We start from the raw sequence: 17,331 nt of genomic DNA, 5'->3' as shown, positions 1-17,331 counted from the left end.
GTCGCTCGGTGGGAAGAACTGTCAGGCGGCGGTGCGGTTGCGCAGGCGGGCGGTCAGACCCACCAGTACATCGACGATCAGGAAGCCCAGAAGGGGACCGCCGACCATCGGGGCGAACCAGCCGACCACCACGGCGACGGCCGCGAAGGGCAGCAGCACCGTCCACGGGGTCTGCCGCAACGCGCCTCGGCGCGGCGGCTTGCCGGCGCCGAACTTGCTGTCGCCCTTGGTGGGACGGCGCCGCCACCACATCAGGTAACCGCGCACGATCACCGTGATCAGGCCGATCATCACGGCCAGCAGGAGCAGCTGGTTGAGCAGGCCGAACATCAGGCCCATATGGAACTGGATGCCCCAGTTGGTGAGCTTGGCCATCAACGGCCAATCGCTGTACCGCAGCACGTCGGTGACCACGCCGGTCTGGCCGTTCACCGCGACGGAATCCAGGGTGAGCACACCCGGGCGGCGCAGTTCCTTGGCCACGAACGCGGTGCCGTCCTTGGCCGGAACGCTGATTTCCAGCGGTCCTTCCAGGCCGTTCGCACGGGCCACCCCGTACACGGTGTCGACCAGCGCTGCCTTGTTCGGCGCGGGCGCGGGCAGATTCGCCTGCGGCGCACCGTGATCGCCGTGCTCGCCGCCGGACATGCCGGACATGCTGGAACCGGGCAGCTTGGCGCTCACCGCCGGGGTGGTCCAGCTCATTTCCTGGCGCAGCTTGGTGACGTTCTCACCGGCGTACTTGGACCAGGTCATACCGGTGACCGACAGCAGCAGCAGGATCGGCAGAATCCAGACACCCACGGCCGCATGCCAATTCAGCGTGCGAGCGCGCGGCTTGGAGCGGTCCGGGCGCAGCAGCCAGCCGGCCGAGCGGCGTTCCCGGCGCGCCCGCACCCGGCGATACCAGAGCACCAGCCCGGCCAGCGCGATCACCCACAGCCAGGAGGCCGCGATCTCGCTGTAGTAGCGGCCGAAGTCGCCCAGGTGCAGGTCGCGATGCAGCTTGTCGATCCAGGTGCGGGTGGGCAGCGCGCCCGAACTGCCGTACACCACGCTGTCGCCCACCGGCTGCGCGGTGACCGGATCGACGAAGACGGCACGGCGTTCGGAAGCGCCCAGCGACGGATCGTTGAAGATGACCCGGGTGGTGTCGCCGGTGTGCTGCGCCGGCGCCACCGCGGTGAGCGCCAGCTTCGGTTCCACCGCGAGCGCGGCGGCCACCTGCTCGGAGAGCGGTTTGACCGGCCCGGTCGAATCGGTGTGCAGCAGGCCGCGTTCGGTGAAGGTCTCGAGGGTGGGGGCGATCGCGTAGAGCGCACCGGTGACGGCCGCGATCAGGATGAACGGGGCGACGAAAACGCCCGCGTAGAAATGCAGGCGCAGCATCAACGCCTGAAAGGCATTACCCGCACCGCGTTTGACGGACGCCGGTGTGGATTCCGGTTCGGGGGTAGGCGAGGGCGGCGGTGCCGAGGCATCGACACCGCTTTCTGTGATTGTCACGAGCGGACTTTCTGATTCGTTCGAGAAACCGGGTACGCCGAATACAGCTGTCCTTCAGCAGGAACAGTGGATACGGCAAGACCGCTCGGGCGTGGGGGCCCGGGCGCCGGTCAGGAATTTCGGGGTTTCAGGGGCTTGCCCCTGAGAGCACCGAGAGTTGGATCAAACTCGAACGAGAGTCGGGGGTCCGCGCGTGCGGAAGACATCGGCCGCGAAGATGCGCAGGACGACGCGATCACGATGCTCGATGGGCAGCTTGGGTGGGCCGCTGAGCACCGGGAGGGAGATGGGAACCGGAAGCACCCACGAGAGCACCGTGGTGCCGATGCGGTAGGCGGCTTCCGCGCCGACTATGACGACGGCGGCGAAGATCGCCGCGGTGATGTGCGCGGCCAGCATGGCCGGACTCCACATCCCCGCATTGTGATGCTGATGATGGCTCGCGCCCGGCGAACCCCACATCATGCTGAAGTGACCGAGCAGCTGACCGCCGATCAAGGCGATGACCAGTCCCAGCCAGGTACTGCGGAAGACGCCGACTCCGGCGACCACGCCGCCGACAGCGGCGGAAGCGGCGACCAGCAGCGACAACGGACCGGATTCCAAGGGCGCGGCCCCCGAAACCCAGCCGTGCGCCGCCACCGCGAGCGCCCCGGAAACGAGTCCGGCCGCCCCACCGCGCAACACCGCAGCATCACTGCGGATATGCGCCGAGCGGCGACCGGTCTCAGAACTCACGCGCTGATGATAGCGGAATAAGTGAACCCGCTTTTACAGCCCTTTACTCCAATTCCATCCGGAATCATTCGGTGGGAACCGACATTTCGACGAGCGGCTTGCGCAGCAGCTTCCCGGTCGCATTGCGCGGCAGTTCGTCCAGGAAGATCACCTCACGCGGCACCTTGTACCGTGCCAGGTTGGCCTTCACGTAATCCTTGAGCTCCTGCGCGTCCCGCTTGGACTCCGGCCCCGGCACCACGATGGCGCGCAGCCGCTTCCCGAAATCGCGGTCGTCGACGCCCACCACGGCCGCCTCGAGCACATCGGCCCGATTCGACAGCAGGTTCTCGACCTCCTGCGGGAAGACGTTCTCGCCACCGGAGACGATCATGTCGTCATCGCGGCCGTCGATGAACAGCAAACCGTCGGCATCGAAGTGCCCGACATCGCCCGAGGACATCAGCCCGTCCACGAACTCCTTGGTGCGCCCGTCGGTGTACTGCTTGAACGAGTGCCCGTTCTCGATGAAGATCGTGCCGGTCACGTTCGGCGCGTGAATGCGCTTGCGGTTCTCGTCGTAGAGCGCGACCCGGATGCCGACCGGCGGCTTGCCCGCGGTGGTCGGCGCCTTGCGCAGCTCGGCCGGGGTGGCCACGGTCATGACCGCGCACTCGGTGGAGCCGTACACGTTGTAGAGGCTGTCCCCGAAGTAGTCCAGGGTGCGGGTGACCACGTCCGGCGGGATGGCCGAACCGGCGGCGAACAACACCCGCAGCGTCTCGCCCGGCTGGTACTTGGCGAGGGTCTCGGCGGGCAGATCCAGAATGCGCTGCAGCATGGTCGGCACCACGGTCAGGCCCTGCGCCCGGTACTTCTGGATATTGGCCAGGGTGGTCTCGGGGTCGAAACGCCGCTGCTGGAACACCACTCGATTGCCCAGCGCCAGCGACAGCGTGAACTGCGACAGGCCGGTGGCGTGGAAGATCGGGGCGGCCATCACCACGGTGCTGTTGCGCGGCACCGGGATTCGATCCAGGAACTGCGCGGTAATGAACGGGCTGACCTTGTCGCGCGGCGCGCCCTTGGGGGTGCCGGTGGTGCCGGAGGTCAGGATGACCATGCCGCCCGGCTTCTCCGGCGGATCGAGCGGTTCGGTGGACTGCCCGGCCGCGACCGAATCGATGGTCGGAATCGACGGGTCGGCATTGTCCTTGGCGTCCACCCAGGTCAGGATGCGCGGGATCTCCGCCGGAATGGCCGACATGAGATCGAAGAACTCGCTGTCGTGCAGCACCGCCTTGACGTTCTCGCGGGCCGCCACATCGGTGAACTGCGGCTTGGCGAAACCGGTGTTCATCAGCACCGCGCGCACGCCCAGCTTGCCGGCGGCGACCAGCGAGAGCACCATGCCGCGATGGTCGCGGGCCAGCACGCCGATCACGTCGCCGGGCTGCAGGCCCTGTGCGGCCAGGCCGCGCGCGAAGGCGCTGGACTGCTTGTCGATCTGCTCGAAGGTCATCTCGCCGAGTTCGTCGACGATGGCCGCGCCGCGCGGATTGGTATTGGCGCCGTGGATCAGCGCGCCCGCGAAGGGGCCGAACTTCAGGACATTGACCGCGGAACGCAGCGCGTGATCGGGTCGCAGCGGATTGAACAGTCCCCCTCGGACCATCGCATTGACGCTCAGCGCCGCGTCGCCCGCCTTGCGTAGAACCGAGCCAGCCGATGGAAGTGGCATAGGTACAACCTTCCGCGATCCCCTTGCCGGACGAGTCGGCCGGACGGACCGCAACATCGAGATCCAGTGCGGTGCTAACACTAGCAAGCGCAGGCAGCGGAGTTGTGGCCGAGGTCTCTGTGACCAGCGGTATCGCATAGACCCGCCTGGTCGTGGCGCGGATCGCAGGGTTCACCGCGCGCCGGACGGCTCCTCGTACTCGACGAGTACACGGCGCAGCAGTTTGCCGGTGGCATTGCGGGGGAGTTCGTCGATGAAGAAGACGTCGCGGGGGACCTTGTAGCGCGCGAGGTTGTTCTTCACGTACGCCTTGATCTCCTCGGCCGTGATCTCCGCACCGGGCTCGGGGATGACGAAGGCACGCAGCCGCTTCCCGAACTCGACATCGTCGACGCCGACCACCGCCGCGTCGAACACGTCCTTGCGTTCCAGCAGCAGGTTCTCCACCTCCTGCGGGAAGACGTTCTCACCGCCCGAGACGATCATGTCGTCATCGCGGCCGTCCACGAACAGCAGCCCGTTGTCGTCGAAATGGCCGAGATCGCCGCTGGACATATAGCCGTCGATGATCTGCTTGTGCCGGCCGTCGGTGTAGCCCTTGAACGGCGAACCCGAACGGATGAAGATGCGTCCGGTCACGTTCTTGGCCCGGATACGCCGGCCGTCCTCGTCGAACAGCGCCACCTCGCACGTGGTCGGCGCGCGTCCCGCCGTACCCGGGGCGACCGCCAGTTCCTCCGGCCGCGCCACCGTGGCGACCGCGCATTCGGTGGAACCGTAGAGGTTGTAGAGCACCGGCCCGAACACCTCGGCGGTGCGCACGCTCAGCTCGGGCGAGAGCGCGGACCCCGCGATTACGATGGCCTTCAGCGAGGACGTGTCGTACTTGTCGCGGATCTCCTTGTCCAGCTCCACCATTCGATGCAGCATGGTCGGCACCGCGACCAGCATCTCCGCCTTGTGCTCGGCGATCAGCCGCAGCGTGCGCTCGGCATCGAAGCGGCGGGCGACCACCACCTTGTTGCCGAAGGCCACACCTGTCAGCCAGGTGCCGAACCCGGTGCTGTGGAAGATGGGCGAGACGATGACCATGGTCCCCTGCCGGGGGAAATCGATGCGGTCGATCATCTGCACGGTGGACAGCGGCCCGGTGCGTTCGCGCGGCGCGCCCTTGGGCAGGCCGGTGGTGCCGCTGGTGAGGATGATGAATCCGCCCGGCTTCTTGGGCGCGGGCAGCGGAGTCGGGGCGTTCGCCTCGATGAGCCGGTCCAGAGTCGTTGCGTCAGCCGGGATTTCGACGCCGTCGTCCACCCAGGTCAGTACGCGCGGCAGTTCCGGCGGCAGGGCGTCGAGCAGGCCCAGGAATTCGCTGTCGTGCAGCACGGCCTTCACGTTCTCGCGCTCGCACACCGCCGCGAACTGCGGCTTGGCGAAACCGGTGTTCATCAATGCCAGGCGGGCGCCGAGCTTGCCGAGCGCGACCATGGTCAAGAGCAATCCGCGATGATCGCGGGCCAGCACGCCGACCACCGTGCCGGGCTTCACGCCCATGCGCTGCAGGCCGCGCGCGAGGGCATTGGAGCGCTCGTCGAGTTCGCGGTAAGTCAGCTCACCACGTTCGTCGGCCAGGGCGGGCAGATCCGGCGATACCCGGGCGGTATGCCGGACGATGGTGGCGGGCGGGCCGAAAACCCTTGCCTCCATGGCGGTTCGCAGGGTCTCGCCGGGGGCGCGCAGATCGGTCAGCCCGCGCTCGCGCAAGCGTTGTAAACCCTTGACGGCCTCGCCGATATGCGTCAATCGCTGCTGCGCCGCTTCCAGAACCGAGGCCATCCCAGCCCACCTCCGTGCATGAACTCCGCCACCCGGGGCCGGAGGCGGGTTGTCGCCACGGTAGCAGCGCACTGTGATCGCTGTTACACAAATTCGGTCACACCGGACATTCGCCGGTTGTGTGCGAGTGGACCCTCGGTCTTCACCTTCGCGTCACGCCCCGGCCATCTGGGTAACCGAAGCTGCCTTCGCCCTACTCGAATCAGATTGAGGTCTTACGCATGGAAATTCTCTCCGTTTTCGCCGACGTGCTGTCCGCCATGTTCATGGCGAGCGCCGGTAGCGCCTAAACGCAGGAATCCGATGGCCCGGCGGTTTCGCACCGCCGGGCCATCGGCGTTCCGGGGCCGATCGACCCGGGTTCAGCTCGCGACACCGTCCAGCGCGGTCGCCAGGCCCAGGTGCGCGGTGGCGTCCAGGTCGGCGGCGACGGCGGCCAGCTTGCCGCGAATCGCCTGCACCGCATCGGGTCCCAGCGCCAGGCGCAGCGGCGCGTCCGGTTGCCCGACCGTGGCGACCACCGCCGCGGCGGCCTTCTCCGGATCGCCCTCCTGCTGCTGATCCGAGGCGGGCAGGCCATCGCGGATCGCGCCCACGGTCTCCGCGTAATCCGCGATCTCGGAGCTGATGGTCAGCGCGGCGGGCTTGGCGAACCCGGTCCGGAAAGCCCCGGGCTCCACGATCAGCACCTGGATGCCCAGCGGATTCACCTCGGCGGCCAAAGCCTCACTGGCCAATTCGAGCGCGCCCTTGGCCGCGCTGTAGACGCCGACGCCCGCGAACGACATGAAGCCGCCCATGCTCGACACCTGGACGATCGCCCCGGACCGCCGCTCCCGCATCTGCGGCAGCACCAGCTGGGTGAGCCGCAGCGGACCGTGGAACATCACCTCCATGGCATCGCGCAGATCGGCCTCGCTGGTCTCCTCGATCGCGCCGACAATGCCGAAACCGGCATTGTTCACCAGCACGTCGATGCGGCCGGCTTCTTTCACCGCCCGCTCGGCGGCGGCCGGATCCTTCACGTCCAGGGCCACCACCTGCACCCGATCCGGGTGCGCGGCAACGATTTCCGCCATGCTCTCCGGCCGCCGCACCGCCGCCACGACCTCGTCACCGGCGGCCAGCGCCGCCCGGGTGAACGCGGCCCCGAACCCGGAGTTGGCTCCGGTGATCAGCCAGCGGCGCGGGGTGGATGCTGCACTCATGTCTGTCTCTCTTCCTGGCCTTGCCCCGGCCCGGGCGGTATGCCCGGGTGCTGGTAGTAAGACTGCCCGGCACAGCCGTCGCCGGGTATGGCCCAAAGGTGGAATATTGACTGCGTGACCGGAGCGCTGACCGACCCGATTCGCCGACCCCGCCCGCTGCCGGCGGGGGAATCCCTCTCCGCCGAGGATTACCGGCGGCTCGTCGGCGTGCTGGAATCCGTGGATCGCGCCGGTGACCTGCCCGAATTCCGGGAGCTGCTGGTTCGCGCGCTGCAGAGCTGGTTCGGTTTCACCGGGGTGGCGGTCATGCACGGCGCTTCGCTCGCCGAGGCGATCAGCGAGGGCTGCGGTGTGCGGGGCGGATACACCCCGGAGTTCATCGCCGAGTACGAGGAGCGCTGGGCCCCTTACGATCCCTTCCGCAGCGATCGGTTCGCCGAGGTGCTGCTCGCGCGCGGGGTGGTCCGGCTGGGCGAGCTGGTGCAGGATTCGGTGTTCGTAGCGGATTTCCTGCGGCCCAACGGGATCACCGACAAGGCGGCCATGCTGGTGGACGGCGGCGCGTCCGGGGTGTTCGCGGTCGGCATGGCGGTCTGCGATCGGCCCGCGGTGCCCGAACGCGATCTGGCGCTGCTGCACGCCCTGCGCCGGCATCTGACGCCGCTGGTCATCGAGCAGCTGGACCGGGATCGGGAACGCCGTGCCGCGCAATCGAATTGGCAGCTCACGCCGCGGGAATGGGAAGTGGCGGATCTCGCCGCGCACGGGCTCACCAATCGGCAGATCGCGGAGCGGTTGTTCATCGGTGTGGATACCGTCAAGAAGCATCTGAGCCGGGTGCTCGCCGAGACCTCGTGCACCAGCCGGACCCAGCTGGCGGTGCGGTTCGCCGCCGCTTGATCTTGAAGCAGCTTTTCCTGGTCAGCTGATCGATACGATTCGCACTCCCGGTCGTCCGCGCCGCCGCAGAATCATTGAATGGACGACCTTTTCGACTATTCCGGCCGGACCGTCTTCGTCGCCGGTGGCACCAGCGGCATCAACTTCGCCATCGCCGAATCCTTCGCCCGTGCGGGCGCCTCCGTGGCGGTGCTGTCCCGCCGCCCCGACAAGGTCAAGACCGCCGTCGATCGCCTCGGCGAATACGGCATCACCGCACTGGGTTTCGCCGCCGACGTGCGCGATTTCGACGCCGTCGACTCCGCGCTCACCACCACCCAGGCCGAACTGGGGGAGCTGGACGTGCTGATCTCGGGGGCCGCGGGGAACTTTCCCGCGCCCGCGGACTCCATGTCGCCGCGCGCCTTCGCGGCGGTGGTGGACATCGATCTCAAGGGCACCTACAACGTGCTGCGGGCGGCCCACCCGCATCTCCGCAAACCGGGGGCCGCCGTCATCAATATCTCGGCCCCGCAATCCACCATTCCGATGAGCTTCCAGGCGCACGCCTGCGCCGCCAAAGCCGGGGTCGACATGGTGACCAAGGTTTGCGCGCTGGAATGGGGGCCCGCCGGGATCCGGGTCAATGCCGTGGTGCCCGGCCCGATCGCCGATACCGAAGGCATGTCCCGGCTCGCGCCCACGCCCGAACTGGCCAGTGCCGTAGCCGATTCCGTGCCGCTGGGCCGTTACGGCACCACCGAGGACATCGCCGGCTGCTGTCTCTGGCTCGCTTCGCCGCACGCCTCCTACATCAACGGCGCGATCATCCCCGTCGACGGCGGCTGGTCACTCGGCGGGGCCGCCGTCCTCACCCGCGGCGCACCCTGAGTTGTACTGTGCCCGTGTGGAACTGATCAAATGGTTCACCCCGGACCAATACGCCGAAGCCCTGGACACCTGGGCCTGGATCGGCCTCGACGGCAAAGCGCCCCTATTCACCTCGCTGTTCGGGGACATTTTCCTGCGCGCCGACGACGGAATCTGGTGGTTGAACACCATCGACGGCGAATTCGAACGCGTCTGGGATTCCCTCGACGAGCTCGAAGCCGAGCTGAACACCGCTGACGGACAAGCCAAATACCTGATGTCCGAACTCGCCGAAGAACTCGCCCGCCGCGGCCTGGTACCCGGCGAGGACGAGATCTACGACTTCACCCACCCGCCCTCGCTGGGCGGCGAACTCGAACCCGGCAATGTCGACCTCACCGCCATGGCCATGGGCGTGAACATCCTCGGCCAGATCCACGACCAACTGCGCGCCATCCCGCCCGGCGCGCGCGTCAATGTCGAATTCTCCTAACGGGGCGTGATCCGCACCCGGTTGTCGTGGAAGACCGCGCCGCCACCGTAATCCGCATCCCGTTCGGCGATGGTGGCGTTCACGGTCGCGCCGCCGGACAGCTTCGCCCAGCGGCCCTTCGTGGTGGCGGCGACACCCGGGCGCACCGCGTCCGAGACCGCGGCGACGGCTTCGAACGAGCCGCGGTCGTTCGCTACGGTGATGGCCGCGCCGTCGGTGACCGACAGGGCGGCGGCATCGTCCGGGTGCAGGGTCACGGTGGGTTCGCCTGCGCGGCGGCGCAATTCGGCATTCGCGCCGAAGGTGGTGTTGAGGAAGAAGTGCGAGGCCGCGGAGATCAGCACCAGGCCGTCGCCGGGATCCGCGGGCGGGGTGTAGCCCGCGAGCGGGTCGTGCCCGGCCTTTTCCGCACGCCACGAGACGAACTGGAGTTTTCCGTTCGGGACCGGCTGTGGTTCGGCCTTCAGGAAGCCCTCCGCGCGCAGCCGGTCGATATCGTGGCCCTTCAGCAGCTGCTGGGCCAGTTCCTCGTCCGAGTCGTACAGCGCCGGTTCGGTGAGGTTCATCGTCCGGGCCAGCCGGCGGAAAGTCTCGGTGGTGGTGAGGCATTCGCCCGGCGGGGTGACCGCGGGCTCGTTCCACACCATGTAGAGATTGCCGTAGGCGGCGATGACGTCGAGATGCTCGGGCTGCATGGTGGCGGGCAGCACGATATCGGCGTAATCCACGGTGTCGGTCGGGAAGTGTTCCAGCACCACCGTGAACAGGTCCTCGCGCGCCAGCCCTGCGCGCACCCGCCGCTGATCGGGGTTGGAGGCCACCGGATTGGCCGCGATCACGAACAACGCCTTGACCGGCGGTCCGTCGATATCCAGCAGCGCCTCGGCCATCCGCGTCATGGACAGCGTCCGCACCGGATTCGGCAGCAGGTCATACCGCGCCAGCTCCGACAGGTTGAATTTGAAGTGCCCGCTCGTCGAATAGTGCAGGCCGCCACCGGGAATCGCCCAATCCCCGGTCACGCCCGGCAGGCAGGCCAGCGTCCGCAACGCCATCCCGCCGCCCGCATGCCGCTGAATCCCCTGCGAAACCCGGATCGACGTCGGCCGCGTGGTGGCGATCCGCTCACCCAGCGCCACGATCCGCTCCACCGGCAACCCGGTGATCTCCGCCGTCCGCTCGGGCGTGTACTCCATCACCCGTTCCCGGAACTCGTCCCAGCCCTCGGTGTGCTGGGCCAGGAACGCGTCGTCCTGCGCGCCCATCGACACCACGATGCGGATGAGCCCCAGCGCCAGCGCGGCATCCGTGCCGGGCAGGGGAGCCAGATGCTCGTCGCACCGCTCGGCCGTCCGTGTCCGCACCGGATCGATCGCCACGGTGTAGGCGTCACTGTCCTGCACGAACTTCCACCCGTGATGCCCCGAGGTGAGCGGATTGGTGCCCCACACCAGAATCAGCTTCGATTTCGCGAAGTCCTCCGGATCCATGCCGCCCGAAGTCCCCAGCGTGTACTTCAGCCCCGTGGTGCCGGCGACGGAGCAGATGGTCGGATCATGCAGCGAGGCCCCGAGCGCGTTGAAGAACCGCCGCCCCGAAAACCCTTCCAGCCCTTGGATATACCCCAGACTCCCGGTCCCGTGAAACGGCCAGATCGCCTCCGCCCCGTGCTCCTCGATAATCCCCGTCAGCCGCCCCGCGATCTCCGTGAGCGCCTCGTCCCAGCTGATCCGCTCGAACTTCCCCTCACCTTTGGCCCCCACCCGCCGCATCGGATAGGTGATCCGCTCCCCGGAGTTCAGCTGTTCCAGGTACCGGTTCACCTTCACACACAGCGCCCCGCGCGTGATCGGATGCGCCTTGTTCCCGCGCAGCCCCACCGCGACGCCGTCCTCGACGTCCACCACCCACGAGCATCCATCCGGGCAATCCAGCGGGCAAGCTCCCAGCACCTTCACCCATCCGATCCTATCGGGTGCTCGTGCAGGCGCCGCCGTTGCAGCGCCCACCAGAGTTCCAGCGCCACCGCGGGTTTGCGGATATCGGTGCCGGTCAAGGTCTGGAATCGATCGATGCGGTAGCGGACCGTATTGGGATGCACGACCAGCTGCCGGGCGGTCGATTCGATGTGCTGCCCGCTGTCGAGATAACGGCGCAGCGTATCCAGGTACAGCTCGGGGGCGTCGGTGCGGCGCAGCGGATCGAGGTAGCGGCGCACCAGCAGGTCACCGATCTCGGCGTCGGCGAGCACCGCGGGCAGCAAGCCCAGCCCGGCCAGGTCGTACGCGCCCGTGCGCTCGAAGGCGACGGCGGTGTGCAATGCCCGGGTGGCCTGCACGAAACCCGGCGTGAGCTGGTCGATGGGCACCGCGCCCGCATAACCCACCGCGACCGGCGGCTCATCGGGCAGCCGGTCGGTGAAGCCCGCGAGATCGCCGTCCACCGTGGTGGTGAAGCCGGATCGGCCCAGCAGTCGTTCCAGCTCCGCGAGCGGATGGGCCAGGGTCGGGCGGGCGCGGAACGGGATGAACGGATGACCCGGTTCGATGTTGTAGCGCTGCGCGCGCACCCCCAATTCGGCGCGCCCGGCCGTACCGGTGAGCGCGGCCCGGGTGAAATCGGCCCGGGCTCGATGATCCTGGCGCGCGTTCTCCAATTCCACTTCGCGATGGCCGCTGCTGAATTCCAGGATCGCGGCGTCGACGATATCGAGCAGCTGCCGGGTCAGTTCCAGTTGCAGCCGATCGGAGTAGTTGGAGGATCTGCCAACCTCCGTGAGCTCGTCGAGGATCTCCCGCACGCCGATCCGCCAGGCCGTGAGCATCTCCGGCAGCGAGACGCCCTGCCGCCCGCGCACCACCCCGAACTCCCGGAAGCTGCGCAGCTCGGCCGCCGTCGGCCCGCGTTCCGCCACCGCCGCATCCAGCATGATCTCGATCATCCGGCCGGTCAGCGGTTCCAGCTCGGCGGGTGCGAGCCCGCGATAGCTCGGTACCTCGGTGCGGGCGCGCAGCACGATCCGGTCGAGCAGCAGCCGCCGCCGCTCGGCCAGCTCGGCCATCAACCGGCGGCGCGCGGACGTGGATCGAGCACTCATGATCGACGAGTCTAAGACGGCGCGTTTGGAAAATCCCATAAGGTGCTGGGCCACAGATCGGGATTCCGCTCCATGGTGCGCGACCGGCCCGGCGGGCGATGCTCGGAGTCGTATCCGATCGATTGGAAGGAACCGGGTCCCATGGATGTGACCGGGCTGATGCGGCAGGCCGCCGCGCTCAACGCCGACCACACGGCAATCATCACCGAGGGCGGCGCGCTCACCTTCGCGCAAGCCTGGACCCGGGGCGTCCGGGTGGCGAATGCCCTGCGGGCCTTGGGAATCGAACCGGGGGACCGGGTCGCGACGCTGGAGGACAACAATCTCGGCTGCGTCGACTCCGTGCTGGGCTGCGCCATCGCCGGCGCGGTGCGAGTGCCCCTGTACGCCCGTAATTCCCCGGAAGCCCACGCGCACATGGTTTCCCACACCGAATCCAAGGTGCTGCTGGTGGACGCGGAGTTCGCCGAATCGGTGGCGGCCTTGCCCGCGCAGCTCGACTGCCTGCGGCACCTGGTGGTCCGTGACGGTGGATACGAGCAGTGGCTGGCCGGGCAGGACGACACCGATCCGCTGATTCCCATCGATCCCGGCGCCTGGTACATCATCCGCCACTCCGGCGGCACCACCGGCAAACCCAAGGGCGTCGCCTACACCCACCACGACTGGGTATTGAACTGCCGCAATTGGGCTTACGCGATCGAGCGCCTGCACCGCGGCAGCGTGGTCGGGCATGCGGGGCCCATCTCGCACGCCTCCGGATACCTGTTCCTGCCCGGCTGGCTGGCCGGGGCCGCCAACCTGGTGTTCGGCGCGTTCGAACCCGTCAAGGTGCTGACCATGATGGCCGAGCACCGAGTCAGCCACATGTTCGCCTCACCCAGCCTGCTGGCCGCACTGGCCCGCATGCCGCAGGCCGACCGCGCCTGGCCGGACCTGCGCGCCATCATGGTCGGCGGCGCGCCCATCACCGACGCCACCGCGCTGCTCGGCCGGAAGGTGTTCGGCGACACCCTGTTCCAGGGTTTCGGCCAGACCGAAGCCGTCCCGATCTCGGGCATGGGGCCGGAGGAATGGTTCGGTGCGGTCGAGGGGTCCACGCCGATGCGGTCCGCAGGGCGAGTGGTGCCGTACGCGCAGGTCGAGATTCGCGACGAGGACGGCAAGGCGCTGCCCATCGGCGAGGTGGGTGAAATCGTCGCCAAGGTCGAAGGACAGATGCGCGGGTACTGGCGCGACGAGGAACTGACTCGCACGCGGCTGATCGACGGCTGGGTGCACACCAAGGACATCGGGCGGCTCGACCACAACGGGTTCCTCTACGTGCTGGACCGGGTCGAGGACATGATCGTCTCCGGCGGCTTCAATATCTGGCCCGCAGAACTGGAAACCGTCATCGAGGACCATCCGGCCGTGCTCGAAGCCGCCGTGTTCGGTATTCCCGACGAGCGCTGGGGTGAATCGCCCATGGCCGTCGTCACCGTCGCCGACCCCGCGGCCGTCACCGCCGACGAGATCATTGCGCTGTGCCGGGATCGCCTGGGGTCCTACAAGAAACCGGGCCGCGTCGAGATCACCACCGCCCCGCTCCCCAAGAGCATCGTCGGCAAACTGCTGCGCAAACAACTCCGCGAACCGCACTGGGCCGGTCACGCCGGCCGCGTCGCCGGGGCCTGAATTCCCTTGTCCGCCATCGAAGGAGCTGGCACATGACTACCTGGAACCGTATCGACCGCGGGGCCGGCCGGCCGTTGGTGCTGCTGCATGGGGGCGGCTCGTCCGCTCGCAGCTGGTTGCCGGTGATCGATCTGCTCGCCGCTCGGCGTCGCGTAATCGCCTTGGACCTACCGGGTTTCGGTGATACTCCCGCACTGAACGGTGGCCCGTTCACCATGGCACGGCTCATGGACGAGCTGGCCGCCGAGCTGGATCGGCTCGGCATCGCGACCCCCGTCGATATGGCGGGGAATTCGATGGGCGGCTGGCTCGCCCTCGAAGCCGCCACCCGTGGCCTGGCGAGCTCGGTGGTGGGTATCGGGCCCGCCGGATTGTGGAACCCCGCCATGCCGATTCGCACCCGCCTGCAATTCTTCGCCGGAATCGCCGGGGCCTGGACGGTCCGCACCCCGGCGCGGGCACTACTGCGGTACCCGGTCGTGCGCACCCTGGCGTTGTCCGCGCCTCTGCACCACCCCGAGCGTCTGTCCACCGGCGAAGCCATCGGGATCGTCGAAGATCTGTACCGCTCCCTCCCCACCCTGCGCCGTGCCCTTCGCATCGCCTTTCACTCCAGATTCGAAGGCGGCCGGCACCTCTCGATCCCGATCACCCTGGCCTTCGGCTCCCACGACCGCATGGTCCGGCCCCGTGACAGCCGCTTCCTCGACCAACTCCCGCCCCACACCCGTACGATCACCCTGCTCGACTGCGGGCACATGCCCATGTGGGAAGACCCGGAGCTGATCGCCCGGACCATCCTGCACGGCATCGAAACCCCTTCGAACGCGGGTGAACTCGGCGCATGATCACTTTCGAAGAGCTCCGCTCCCGCCTCACCCTCCCCGTCATCGCCGCCCCCATGTTCATGGTCTCCGGTCCCGATCTGGTGATCGCCGCGGCCCGCTCCGGCATAGTCGGCGCGTTCCCCACCGCCAATGCCCGTGACAGCACCGAACTTTCGGCCTGGCTCACCCGCATCCACGCCGAGCGTGACCCGGCGCACGGCGCGGTAGCCGCCAACCTGATCGTCCACCGCAGCAATACCCGCCTCGACGCCGACCTCGCAGCGCTCCTGGACCAGCCCACCGACCTGGTGATCACCTCGGTGGGCTCCCCGGCAGCGGTCGTAAACCCCCTGCACGACAAGGGTGCCCTGGTCTTCGCCGACATAGCGACCATCCGCCACGCCCACCGGGCCATCGAAGCCGGCGTCGACGGCCTCATCCTGCTCACCGCGGGCGCCGGCGGCCAGACCGGCTGGGCCAACCCCTTCGCCTTCGTCCGCGCCGTCCGCGAGTTCTACCCCGGCCCAGTAGTTCTCGCAGGCGGCATCAGCGACGGCATCGCCCTCCGCGCCGCCCGCACCCTGGGCGCCGACCTCGCCTACATGGGCACCAAATTCCTCGCCACCACCGAAAGCCTCGCCCCCGACGCCCACAAACAAATGGTCGCCGCCTCCACCCTCGACGACATAGTCGAGACCGCCGCTCTCACCGGCCTCCCCACCAACATGCTGAAACCCTCCATCACCCAATCCGGCATCGACCTCGAAGCCCTCCACCCCGGCCACCCGGACCTGAAAGCCCTCCTGGCCCAAGCGACTTCCCCCAGCCCCTGGCTGACCTTTTTCAGCGCCGGCCATTCCACCAGTGGTGTCCACGACATCCCCACCGTCGCCCAACTGGTCGACCGCACCTCCAAGGAATACCAAGCCCCCTGACCTGGCCGAGCTGTTCAAGCCCCCGAAGCCCCAGCGCCACAACACGTCAACCTGACATTCAGCGCCCGGTACTACATCCTTGCCAAGTGGACCAAGATCAACTAACAGCCCGCGCCAACGAACTGGCAACCCAGCTGGGCGTATCCCAGCCCCGCCTGAAATTCGCGCGCCTCCCCAAAAGCTGGTTCCCCGGCGGCATCTGGGTCCGCATCCTCATAGCCCGTCCGCACATCCACATCAGCCCCACCTTCGCCACCCTCTCCACCCCCGAACAAGACGCCGAACTAGCCCGCGCGGTCGTAGCCTCCGACATCCTCAAATCCAGCTTGATCAAATTCACCGGAGCCCTGGTCTTCCTGATTGCCCTCCCCACGGCCCTCCTCGTGCTCCCCGTGACAGCACTGATCGCAACCTTCGACCTCTTCCACCGCGCGAGCCTGACCCTCTCCGAAACAATCACCGTCCTCCCCGTTCTCGGCTACGGCCTCCTAGCCCAAATAGCCTGGGAACGCCGAATCGTCTACCGCACCGACCGCATCCTCGCCGAATCCCTCGGCCACCCCCTCCTCTCCACCATCCACAACCTCAGCCGCCGCCTCCGCTACAAACGCCGCGGCCTCACCGGCATGCTCCTGAGCCTTTGCATCCCCAACGAAAACAAGCGCGCCGACGCCATCGCAGACCTCGCACCCACGCCAGCCTGATCGCTATTCGCTGCCGCTGTTCTCCGGATCGCCTTTGAGTACGGTGCGCACATCGTGAGCGAGCATCAGTACCAGGAACACGCCTCCGATCACGGCACCACCAACCAGCGGCCCATCCGGCTGGAAGGCGAAGTAGGTGAGGCAACCAACGAGGACCGCGAGCTCTCCACTGATCCACATGGTGAGCCTGAACCGCTGCTGCCGGTCCCGCAGATGCTGCCCGACAACCTGATGAACCACCGCGACCGCGCCCAGCGCACCCGTCGTGATGCCGACAATGGCCCCCGCGATCTCGAGCCCTTCCATTCTCCCGAGTATGCGCCTAGATCAACTCAACCGCGGCGAGTTTTCGCAATGTCCTGACCAGCGGTTTCGAAGGTTGCTCGTCGCGCCCGGCGGCAGGCCCGGCCTAGGTGTGCCGTCGAGCCTTGAATGCGTCGAAACGCGCACGCAGCACGTAGATGTGATCGAGAAGGGCTTCCGCGAAGTCCAGGGCATCCTGCGCATCCTGCGCGGAAACCTTCTCCCCGGTGAGGTGAGCTCCCTTGTTGCCCACGACCCGCAGCAGGTCGGCCCATTGTGCCAGCAATCCGTCGATCTTTCCCTGCGCCTGAAGCTCTTTGAGATTCTCGGCAAGCACCCGTTTGGTCGCCCCCTGATCAGCGCAGGTGCCCTGTCGTATCTTCGCCGTTTCACAATTGCGTGTCACTCGAGTCGAGACCCTTGAGTCTTCTCCTGCCTCGGCTGGCTGATTCGGATCAAAGTCACCGCTGTGAGGTCCCGGCGTATTCGCCACTTTGCTGCGAGCTCCGTGCGATCGTTGCTGCGGGCACCGGTTCACGCG

Annotated in this window: 16 protein-coding genes; 7 read left to right on the top strand and 9 right to left on the bottom strand. The window is 67.7% G+C overall.

Going from position 1 to position 17,331, the window contains the following annotated elements; all coding sequences use genetic code 11:
• Window positions 1-21: 21 nt before the first annotated feature.
• The 5 genes from NY1_RS21000 to NY1_RS20980 form a co-directional block, all read right to left on the bottom strand.
• On the bottom strand, window positions 22-1,506 hold the full coding sequence (locus tag NY1_RS21000) for a PepSY-associated TM helix domain-containing protein (RefSeq protein WP_084535167.1): 1,485 nt from the start codon (window positions 1,504-1,506) through the stop codon (window positions 22-24).
• A 162-nt stretch (window positions 1,507-1,668) separates the two neighbouring features.
• Window positions 1,669-2,244 carry a hypothetical protein gene (locus NY1_RS20995; protein WP_067715971.1) on the bottom strand — a complete coding sequence of 192 codons (576 nt, stop codon included), beginning with the start codon at window positions 2,242-2,244 and terminating at the stop codon, window positions 1,669-1,671.
• Between the two features lie 64 nt (window positions 2,245-2,308).
• The gene (locus NY1_RS20990) at window positions 2,309-3,964 is read right to left on the bottom strand and encodes an acyl-CoA synthetase (RefSeq protein ID WP_067715968.1); all 1,656 of its coding nucleotides are present in this window, start codon (window positions 3,962-3,964) and stop codon (window positions 2,309-2,311) included.
• A gap of 171 nt (window positions 3,965-4,135) precedes the next feature.
• Complete coding sequence (locus NY1_RS20985) at window positions 4,136-5,797, bottom strand: acyl-CoA synthetase (protein WP_067715965.1); 1,662 nt, start codon at window positions 5,795-5,797, stop codon at window positions 4,136-4,138.
• 362 nt (window positions 5,798-6,159) lie between these two features.
• Window positions 6,160-7,005, bottom strand: a complete 846-nt coding sequence (locus NY1_RS20980; protein ID WP_067715962.1) for an SDR family NAD(P)-dependent oxidoreductase — start codon at window positions 7,003-7,005, stop codon at window positions 6,160-6,162.
• A 114-nt stretch (window positions 7,006-7,119) separates the two neighbouring features.
• On the opposite strand from NY1_RS20980, the gene NY1_RS20975 reads away from it, so the two are divergent.
• From NY1_RS20975 to NY1_RS20965, 3 genes are all read left to right on the top strand, one after another.
• A complete protein-coding gene (locus NY1_RS20975) occupies window positions 7,120-7,905 on the top strand; it encodes a helix-turn-helix transcriptional regulator (protein WP_233041345.1) in 786 nt (261 codons plus the stop codon).
• A 78-nt stretch (window positions 7,906-7,983) separates the two neighbouring features.
• Window positions 7,984-8,775: an SDR family oxidoreductase gene (locus tag NY1_RS20970; RefSeq protein WP_067715959.1), complete on the top strand. Its 792-nt coding sequence runs from the start codon at window positions 7,984-7,986 to the stop codon at window positions 8,773-8,775.
• 16 nt (window positions 8,776-8,791) lie between these two features.
• Window positions 8,792-9,247 carry a T6SS immunity protein Tdi1 domain-containing protein gene (locus NY1_RS20965; protein ID WP_067715957.1) on the top strand — a complete coding sequence of 152 codons (456 nt, stop codon included), beginning with the start codon at window positions 8,792-8,794 and terminating at the stop codon, window positions 9,245-9,247.
• Here NY1_RS20965 and NY1_RS20960 read toward each other — a convergent pair.
• Complete coding sequence (locus NY1_RS20960) at window positions 9,244-11,205, bottom strand: molybdopterin-containing oxidoreductase family protein (RefSeq protein WP_067715954.1); 1,962 nt, start codon at window positions 11,203-11,205, stop codon at window positions 9,244-9,246. The genes NY1_RS20965 and NY1_RS20960 overlap by 4 nt on opposite strands.
• Window positions 11,202-12,344 carry a PucR family transcriptional regulator gene (locus NY1_RS20955; protein ID WP_084535194.1) on the bottom strand — a complete coding sequence of 381 codons (1,143 nt, stop codon included), beginning with the start codon at window positions 12,342-12,344 and terminating at the stop codon, window positions 11,202-11,204. Before NY1_RS20955 ends, NY1_RS20960 begins: the two co-directional genes overlap by 4 nt.
• 141 nt (window positions 12,345-12,485) lie before the next feature.
• Here NY1_RS20955 and NY1_RS20950 point away from each other — a divergent pair, with 141 nt between their 5' ends.
• The 4 genes from NY1_RS20950 (at window position 12,486) to NY1_RS20935 (ending at window position 16,487) form a co-directional block, all read left to right on the top strand.
• Window positions 12,486-14,021: a class I adenylate-forming enzyme family protein gene (locus NY1_RS20950; protein ID WP_067716265.1), complete on the top strand. Its 1,536-nt coding sequence runs from the start codon at window positions 12,486-12,488 to the stop codon at window positions 14,019-14,021.
• Between the two features lie 32 nt (window positions 14,022-14,053).
• Window positions 14,054-14,869, top strand: coding sequence for an alpha/beta fold hydrolase (locus tag NY1_RS20945; RefSeq protein ID WP_067715948.1), 816 nt, complete (start codon window positions 14,054-14,056; stop codon window positions 14,867-14,869).
• A complete protein-coding gene (locus NY1_RS20940; RefSeq protein ID WP_157762408.1) occupies window positions 14,866-15,783 on the top strand; it encodes an NAD(P)H-dependent flavin oxidoreductase in 918 nt (305 codons plus the stop codon). Before NY1_RS20945 ends, NY1_RS20940 begins: the two co-directional genes overlap by 4 nt.
• 86 nt (window positions 15,784-15,869) lie before the next feature.
• Window positions 15,870-16,487 (top strand): hypothetical protein, encoded by a 618-nt coding sequence (locus tag NY1_RS20935; protein ID WP_067715946.1) that lies wholly within the window; start codon window positions 15,870-15,872, stop codon window positions 16,485-16,487.
• A gap of 3 nt (window positions 16,488-16,490) precedes the next feature.
• Here NY1_RS20935 and NY1_RS20930 read toward each other — a convergent pair whose 3' ends face one another.
• Both NY1_RS20930 and NY1_RS42110 read right to left on the bottom strand, forming a co-directional pair.
• Window positions 16,491-16,793 (bottom strand): hypothetical protein, encoded by a 303-nt coding sequence (locus NY1_RS20930; protein WP_067715943.1) that lies wholly within the window; start codon window positions 16,791-16,793, stop codon window positions 16,491-16,493.
• A 103-nt stretch (window positions 16,794-16,896) separates the two neighbouring features.
• Window positions 16,897-17,283: a DUF4145 domain-containing protein gene (locus NY1_RS42110; protein WP_169815385.1), complete on the bottom strand. Its 387-nt coding sequence runs from the start codon at window positions 17,281-17,283 to the stop codon at window positions 16,897-16,899.
• Window positions 17,284-17,331: the final 48 nt, after the last annotated feature.

This window comes from Nocardia yamanashiensis NBRC 100130 (assembly GCF_001613325.1).
Taxonomy (GTDB): domain Bacteria; phylum Actinomycetota; class Actinomycetes; order Mycobacteriales; family Mycobacteriaceae; genus Nocardia; species Nocardia yamanashiensis.
Note: the sequence above shows the minus strand (reverse complement) of the source record. Positions and strands in the feature narration are given on the sequence as shown.

What these genes read in the sequence shown, in the direction of transcription:
- NY1_RS20985 (WP_067715965.1), bottom strand. Translation starts at nt 5,797, where the DNA reads ATGGCCTCGGTTCTGGAAGCGGCGCAGCAGCGATTGACGCATATCGGC.
- NY1_RS20980 (WP_067715962.1), bottom strand. Translation starts at nt 7,005, where the DNA reads ATGAGTGCAGCATCCACCCCGCGCCGCTGGCTGATCACCGGAGCCAAC.
- NY1_RS20970 (WP_067715959.1), top strand. Translation starts at nt 7,984, where the DNA reads ATGGACGACCTTTTCGACTATTCCGGCCGGACCGTCTTCGTCGCCGGT.
- NY1_RS20945 (WP_067715948.1), top strand. Translation starts at nt 14,054, where the DNA reads ATGACTACCTGGAACCGTATCGACCGCGGGGCCGGCCGGCCGTTGGTG.
- NY1_RS20990 (WP_067715968.1), bottom strand. Translation starts at nt 3,964, where the DNA reads ATGCCACTTCCATCGGCTGGCTCGGTTCTACGCAAGGCGGGCGACGCG.
- NY1_RS20930 (WP_067715943.1), bottom strand. Translation starts at nt 16,793, where the DNA reads ATGGAAGGGCTCGAGATCGCGGGGGCCATTGTCGGCATCACGACGGGT.
- NY1_RS20955 (WP_084535194.1), bottom strand. Translation starts at nt 12,344, where the DNA reads ATGAGTGCTCGATCCACGTCCGCGCGCCGCCGGTTGATGGCCGAGCTG.
- NY1_RS20940 (WP_157762408.1), top strand. Translation starts at nt 14,866, where the DNA reads ATGATCACTTTCGAAGAGCTCCGCTCCCGCCTCACCCTCCCCGTCATC.
- NY1_RS20950 (WP_067716265.1), top strand. Translation starts at nt 12,486, where the DNA reads ATGGATGTGACCGGGCTGATGCGGCAGGCCGCCGCGCTCAACGCCGAC.